We start from the raw sequence: 6,977 nt of genomic DNA, 5'->3' as shown, positions 1-6,977 counted from the left end.
TTTTTAGTCTGCCATAAACAGCTTCGCTTTATGTACTCAACCGCAAAATCCATGTTCTCCTTTGTATTTAACTCCGGAAACTCAAACATAATAATCTGAAGTATGGTGCCATATAATACGGAGTACTGAGTTTCATCTTCCTTAATCAAATTAATCATAATTATCGAGCCGATCATTCTATTTGTGCGTACGAGTGAATGGAAATAAGCAAATTCACCAGTAAAATAAATTCCCTCAAGTACCAAATAAGCAATTAGCGCTTTATACAATTTGCTAATTGATTCGGGATCATCAACGTAATCTTGAATCAAATCGAAAATTTCTTGATTGGATCGGCTACACTGAATTGGACCATTCTCTTAAGTTCTAGTAGATTGAAACCAAATCGAAAGGGAACGGAGAGTATGTCATGGGGAAGCGTGAGCGTCGATCATGTACAGATGAATTCAAACAACAGATGGTTCAGCTTTATGAGAATGGCAAGCCACGTGCAGAAATTTTGAGAGAATATGATCTAAGTGCATATGCAATTGACCGTTGGGTCAAACAAGGTAGAACAACAGGTTCTTTCAAAGAAAAGGACAACCGGACAGTGGAGCAGAAGGAACTTCTTGCGTCACGTAAGGAAATTCAACGATTGAAAATGGAGAACGATATTTTAAAGCAAGCGGCGCTGATCTTCGGACGAAAATAACGGTAATTCAGCAAAACGCTCATAAGTATCCCGTATCGGCCATGTGTAAGATCCTCCAGGTCAATCGGAGTACCTACTACTACGAGAGTAAAGAGCAATCATCTGTCGATGATGAGACGGAACAAGCAATTATCCGTATTTTTGAAGAGAATCAGCGCGTTTATGGAGCACAGAAGCTCAAGGCAAAACTTCATGAAGAGGGAATGACGGTCTCAGACGGCGCATTGGGCGTTTGATGAAGTAAAACGGCCTGGTATCGGTCTACACGGTTGCACAGTATAAACCTTATGTAACGTCATGTAATGAATCGCTGATTCAGAATGAACTGAATCGCGAGTTTGTGAAAGAAGCACCACTGGAAGCCGTTGTAAATGACTTGACCTACGTTCGGGTCGCAAACAAATAGCACTATATTTGCCTACTCGTTGACTTGTTTAATCGGGAGATTATCGGTCACAGTTGTGGAAAATTCAAAGATGCAAGCATTTGCAAGCGTAAAAGGAGATTTGCGCCAAATCCAGCTTTTTCACACGGATCGTGGCAGTGAATTTAAAAATCTAACGATTGATGAAATTATCAACACCTTCAAAATCAAACGCTCATTGAGTATGAAAGGCTGCCCTTATGACAATGCGGTTGCGGAGGCAACCTTTAAACTGATCAAAGCGGAATTCGTGAGAAATCGAAAGTTTGAATCGCTAGCCCAGTTAAGGCAAGAGCTGAGTACATACGTCAAATGGTTTAATGAAGCAAGGATTCATTCTACATTAGGTTATCTAAGCCCATTAGCGTACAAAGAAGTGGCACTTAAGAAATCTGTCTAGTTTGGTGTCGACAATCCAAAATAACAGTGATTCGGCAAAATGCACATAAGTATCCCATATCGGCCATGTGCAAGATTCTGCAGGTCAATCGGAGTACCTACTACTACGAGAATAATGAGCAACCATCTGTCAATGAAGTGGAACAAGCAATGATCCGTATTTGTGAAGAGAATCAGCGCGTTTATGGAGCAAAAGGAAGATCAAAGCAAAACTTCAAGAAGAGGGAATAACGGTTTCCAGACGACGCATTGGACGTTTGATGAAGAAAAACGGCCTGGTCTCCGTCTACACAGTTGCGAAGTATAAAGTGGCGTCATGTAACGATTGCCGATCCAGAACGAACTTAATCGCAAGTTTACGAAAGAAGCACCAATGGAAGCCGTTGTGAGTGACTTGACCTACGTTCGGATTGGAAACAAATGGCACTATATTTGTTTGCTCGTTACTTGTTTAATCGGTCACGGCTGCAGAAAATTCAAGCCGCACTAGTCTATGAAGTATTTGCAAGTGTAAAAGGAGATCTACGCCAAATCTAGCTTTTTCACACTGATCGTGGAAGTCAGTTTAAAAATCGTACAATTAATGAAGTAATCAACACGTTCAAGATCAAGCGTTCATTGAGTATGAAGGGCTGCCCCTATGACAATACAGTTGCGGAAGCAACCTTTAAGCTGATCAAAGCAGAGTTCGTAAAGAATCGACAGTTTGAGTCGCTGACATAGTTGAAGCTAGAAACTAGGAAAATACGCCAAGTGGTTTAACGAAACAAGAATTCACTCGATATTGGGTTATCTCAGCCCATTAGCCTACAAAGAGCAGGCACTTAAGAAAACTTCCTAGTTTGGTGTTGACATCCGAAGTAACAAGTCCTTCCCCTTTTTCATGCCGGAGTTCCACAAGTTCCCTTAATAAGTGTGACCAGAGAGATTAATTGGGGCAGGTACTAAACGCTTTTCAGCATCACAGCTACTTTCAGTCCGGCATCAACGGCGATTTTCAACACATTCACTGTTGTGCTAAACGCTTTTCAGCATCACAGCTACTTTCAGGACTGTACCAGCAATGGGATTCCATCGTACTGACCAGTGCTAAACGCTTTTCAGCATCACAGCTACTTTCAGGTAGCCTCTTGCGGGTCAGCAAGCCCCTGGCTGAATCTGTCGTGCTAAACGCTTTTCAGCATCACAGCTACTTTCAGGTTGTACTGCATTAAATCCTTAAAAACGTTGCACAGGTGCTAAACGCTTTTCAGCATCACAGCTACTTTCAGGGCGAATGACCAGCGAATCCATGATCACCTCAAGATGTGCTAAACGCTTTTCAGCATCACAGCTACTTTCAGAGCGATTGAAATTTTACCCGTGGAAAGCAGTTGCATGATGTGCTAAACGCTTTTCAGCATCACAGCTACTTTCAGGAGATAACCGCTAATATAGGTGTGCAAATCATCGAGTGCTAAACGCTTTTCAGCATCACAGCTACTTTCAGAGGTGCGAAATAAGGCATTATTCCCACCCTCCAAAACTGTGCTAAACGCTTTTCAGCATCACAGCTACTTTCAGAAAAACCACAGTATTGATCGGCACAAAATAAGAAGCGTGCTAAACGCTTTTCAGCATCACAGCTACTTTCAGAGCCTCCGCAAATAACCCTTGATACACATGGGAAAGACGCCCTTCATTTCAAGCACCTCTGGCAAAGCAGTTCACTTTTTACAAAAGGCCCCTTTCTTCCACAGGAATACAATCCCCATACCTATTGATTTACCAGTATTCCTCCCGATTTTCAAGCACCTGCTTAAACAGGATATTGGCCCAAACCCTGTCATGAACGGCCTTCATCAACCTTTTTTCGGGTTCAGTCTTAAAAATGATCCTGGTGCTTGAAACGACTTACAACGTTTTGAACCGCTCCCGATCCGGACTCCATTCGGCGCTCATGTTCCACTGTATGATTTTATTCTGGTCAGGAGCATAAATCGGGGCAATCAACAAGCTGTCTTCCTTTGACAGGATTTTGGCCAACTCCCAACGAAGCTGAGCCATGGCACGTTCAGATAAATAGCATTGAAAAACCGAGTACTGGATTCTCTCTCCGTAACCCTTCATGAGTCGAAAACACTTCTTCCACCGCTTGGGCTCACGAATATCGTAACAGACAAGGTAATATTTCATTTTTCCGCTCATTCTCGTTACCTCAACCTGCTTTGCGCAAACAAACCGGGCCTGCCTGACCATTCTTTTTCCAACAGCCGAACTTCCAGCTCGATGGCGCGATCATACGAAAGCGAATAGCCAATCACCGGGTGTTTCCAGGTGTCCTGCTTTCGTCTTTCGTAAGCGGCGATCGCCTTTTTCTTGCCTGCTTCGCTCAGCCATACCTGATCTCCGGCTTTTGTGAAGTCCTCTTCCACATCCCATTGCTTACGGTGTATAGTTCCCATCGCGGTTATGTCACACAAGGAAACGCGGAAAATTTCCATTAGGTCCAGTGCAAGTGGATACGCCTGTGATCTCGGCTGATGATAAAAACCGATCGTCGGGTCAAGCCCCACTACGGTGATGGCCTCCACACAATCCTTGTACAGCATGCCATAGTAAAAAGAGAGGAGGGCATTCGCCGGGTCTTTCGGAGGGCGGCGATTGCGATGGGAAAAAGCCATTCCAGCTTCCAGCTCATCTGCTGTAAATTCCGCAAAACAAGCGAAATACGCTTTGGCCGCACTGCCTTCCCATCCGAGGAGTTCCTCTGTCGTTTTCACTTTTTGGCTGTGAGATACTGCATGCCGTATGGCTTCAACAGCAGTCACTACCGTATTGGAACGCGGTTTTCCACGGGTACACCGCAAAACATAACGAAGCTGGGACTCCATTTTCGCTAAAACCAATTTTTTTGCCAAAGCCAGCTTTACTGCATCATCCGTTAATGCCTTATATTGTCTAAGCCGTCTTTGGACACCTCCAGCCGCCTTTGTTACGCTCCCGATATAATTCCCTCCGCCAGTTAACCAATGGACAGCGATTCCTTTCTCCGCACATAACATCAGAGCCTGGGTGGATAATTGAACGCTTTGTCCATGGATCGACAACGAGTTTATCTGCTCGCTCGGAAATACCTCTTTCTCCCCGTCCCTTTGCTCCACTACGAGAGACAAACCGGAGCGACGAATATATGCCCCGTGACTTGCCACATGAAGATCCAACTTTTCTCGGTCTTCCGGGAACAGACGGATGACTTCCCGTTTCGGTGAATCCAGTAGGCGTTCTTCTTCCGGGAGGCAGACCGGCGCCAGAGAACATCTGGCACACAGACGTTCATTTGTTGTAATATGAGGCCTCTCCGTTGAGGCTCTCAATGCTTCTGCCCGGCTGATCGCTTGTCTGACTCTGCTGCGCATCTGCTCATCCACAGGGACACTCACTGTCCGATGATCTGAAGCGTAGTAGACCTTGCCTTCCGGAATGCGTTGACCGAAGTGTTCTTCCAGAAGCATCGCATAGGCCGCAACTTGAATTTCATCGGACGGCCAAGCCTCATAAATACCCCTGGAACTTGACTTTTTGGCGTGTCCTTTTTTGTATTCGTACGGGATCCAATTGCCATCTACAGACCTGATGCAATCCACTTTCCCTCGTATGCCTAAAGTGGGACTCTCCAGTGTAAAATTGGTCAATTCTATGTACTCAGGCATTTCCTCATGAAGTCTTCTGCCGTCGTATACTGCCTGATCCGCGAATCGGATTTCCTCTACCTCTTCCAGAAAAAACAGTCGCTCACAATACTCCAGCGCATGCAAGGCCATGATGCGGGTGAGCGGTTGATCCGCTGCTGCCGACATCCTCAACACCCTCCTGGTTCAGAATTTTACTATCATTTCCAGTATGGGCACTGATGGAATTATTCAAACCGCTCACCCTCGTACTTATGCTCCGATCGTAAAAAAGTATTGCTCCGGGACCGTTTCTTCTATCGGGACAAACTCTGCTTGCGCCCAGCTCGTGTTTGACAAATTGACGTGATCGGCCCAGACCGCCACGCTCCAGTCTCCCTCCTCTGACGGGAGCAGTCCCCAAATAGTTGTATCCGTTTTCTGTTGAGCTGCGAGCGGGTGCTGTACGATATGAATCTGGTCGATCAGATTATGAGATTCGCCGCAGGAAAGCCCTCCGAAACGCTGGATGGCTTCCGGATTTTGCAGCGCATTTGACAGCTCCTGCGCCAATGAACGCTGCTCTCCCTGCCCGCTGCTTTGAATCCCGGCATAAAAGACCAGTCCGGTCAAAACTTCTTGAAAATCCGGCTTGCTGTTCTTATCGCTGGCCATTTTGCGATCTTTAAACCGTCTCATTTTGCGCAGGACAACCGAAGAAGCTGGCAGACCCTCGACCAAAATGGCCAGACCCGTTCCCTTAAATGCGTTGGGATCCGTTTCGCCGATAAACGAGAGGAGCATGCCATAGACAGTGGTAGGTGGAGGAAACGGATAGCTCTCCAGAAACTCCCTCGCCTGCGGAACCGTAAAAGAAGCAATCGGAACCGATACCTTGAGCCATAACGTATCTGCTTGACTCATGTCCAATCCATCGCCTTTACGACGTTTGCGGCTTCCAGTACTCCTTTGTGCACCTTCACTCCGAGCTGCTGCAATTGCTCTCTTTCGCCTGCAGCCATTTCTCCTCCGATCACCAGTTCATCCGCAGCAATATCGCCTGATTCCACTCTTTTGATCAAGGTTTGGACAGAGTACAAGTCTCCCTCGGGCTCTGCGACAAACAGGATACGCGGCGCAGGGTCATGTGTAATCCGGAAAACGGCAAGCTGCGGACTGAAGTCGAACAAGAACCGGGACTGATTTCCCCCTACGTAATGCAAGGAGGCCAGCGCTTCGACAACCAGCGCGATCCGCTCTTTTCTTTTTAGTTGTCGGGGTGTCAGGGAAATGCTGTACTGGTAGCTGGTTGCGTGCATTTCTGTACCATATAATGAGGTATTCGTCTTTACGCCCCCTTTTGAATTAAAGCTGGTTTCTCCCAGAAAGGGCAGCAGGGAAACAGCGCGCGATACTTCCAGTGCCCCCCGGCGCACTTTAGCAGCCCCTTTTTTCTTCCCTTTGGAATCCTCACTGCTGTCTGATTTCGGAGCCTTGGCATCCATATAGCCCAGCACATCGTCATCAATGTACAACTCGCCTTCATCGGCAAAAGATTCATCTTTCCATTGATAGGTTTGTCCATCATAGACCCGGTTGACGAGGTATGCTTCATCGCCTGTCCGTTCGTATTGCTGCTGCCAGTAGTATCGGAGCGCAAAACGAATCGCCTCTGCTGACACCGTTGTGTACAAATCGTTTTTCCACATAATCTTTTGCAGGGTTGTGATGTTGCCCTCCGTCTCTCCCCGATTGTTTGCCGCGATTCCGATATGAGTGACAAATGTCGCATGCAGATGTTTAGTCATGC

The 6,977-nt window shown here is 46.4% G+C and carries 6 protein-coding genes, 2 pseudogenes and 1 CRISPR repeat array; of the genes and pseudogenes, 3 read left to right on the top strand and 5 right to left on the bottom strand.

Annotated features, from left to right (window positions below):
- On the bottom strand, positions 1-311 hold a 311-nt coding region (locus EDM54_RS14280; protein WP_183189162.1), incomplete at its 3' end, for a ribonucleotide-diphosphate reductase subunit beta.
- A 98-nt stretch (positions 312-409) separates the two neighbouring features.
- Here EDM54_RS14280 and EDM54_RS14275 point away from each other — a divergent pair.
- The 3 genes and pseudogenes from EDM54_RS14275 to EDM54_RS27385 form a co-directional block, all read left to right on the top strand.
- Positions 410-1,518 (top strand): annotated as a pseudogene (locus tag EDM54_RS14275) (IS3 family transposase).
- 199 nt (positions 1,519-1,717) lie between these two features.
- Positions 1,718-1,906, top strand: a complete 189-nt coding sequence (locus tag EDM54_RS27390) for an IS3 family transposase (protein ID WP_081607799.1) — start codon at positions 1,718-1,720, stop codon at positions 1,904-1,906.
- 362 nt (positions 1,907-2,268) lie between these two features.
- Positions 2,269-2,358 (top strand): annotated as a pseudogene (locus EDM54_RS27385) (IS3 family transposase); the annotation flags it as partial.
- Between the two features lie 100 nt (positions 2,359-2,458).
- A CRISPR array of direct repeats spans positions 2,459-3,152; the repeat unit is 36 nt; unit sequence GTGCTAAACGCTTTTCAGCATCACAGCTACTTTCAG.
- A gap of 258 nt (positions 3,153-3,410) precedes the next feature.
- Here the strand turns inward: EDM54_RS27385 and cas2 are convergent.
- The 4 genes from cas2 to cas7i all read right to left on the bottom strand — a co-directional run bounded on the left by cas2 (position 3,411) and on the right by cas7i (position 6,975).
- Positions 3,411-3,692, bottom strand: coding sequence for a CRISPR-associated endonuclease Cas2 (gene cas2 / locus EDM54_RS14255; protein ID WP_197029816.1), 282 nt, complete (start codon positions 3,690-3,692; stop codon positions 3,411-3,413).
- Between the two features lie 17 nt (positions 3,693-3,709).
- Positions 3,710-5,356 carry a type I-MYXAN CRISPR-associated endonuclease Cas4/Cas1 gene (locus tag EDM54_RS14250; RefSeq protein WP_003389987.1) on the bottom strand — a complete coding sequence of 549 codons (1,647 nt, stop codon included), beginning with the start codon at positions 5,354-5,356 and terminating at the stop codon, positions 3,710-3,712.
- 84 nt (positions 5,357-5,440) lie between these two features.
- Positions 5,441-6,091 (bottom strand): CRISPR-associated protein Cas5, encoded by a 651-nt coding sequence (gene cas5, locus EDM54_RS14245; protein WP_003389989.1) that lies wholly within the window; start codon positions 6,089-6,091, stop codon positions 5,441-5,443.
- Entirely contained in the window at positions 6,088-6,975 is an 888-nt protein-coding gene (gene cas7i, locus EDM54_RS14240) for a type I-B CRISPR-associated protein Cas7/Cst2/DevR (RefSeq protein WP_024985552.1), read from the bottom strand. The genes cas5 and cas7i overlap by 4 nt, the downstream gene beginning before the upstream one ends.
- Positions 6,976-6,977 lie beyond the last annotated feature (2 nt).

Origin of the sequence: Brevibacillus borstelensis, from assembly GCF_003710865.1 — a bacterium.
GTDB lineage: Bacteria > Bacillota > Bacilli > Brevibacillales > Brevibacillaceae > Brevibacillus > Brevibacillus borstelensis.
This window is presented reverse-complemented; position numbering and strand designations above follow the sequence as displayed.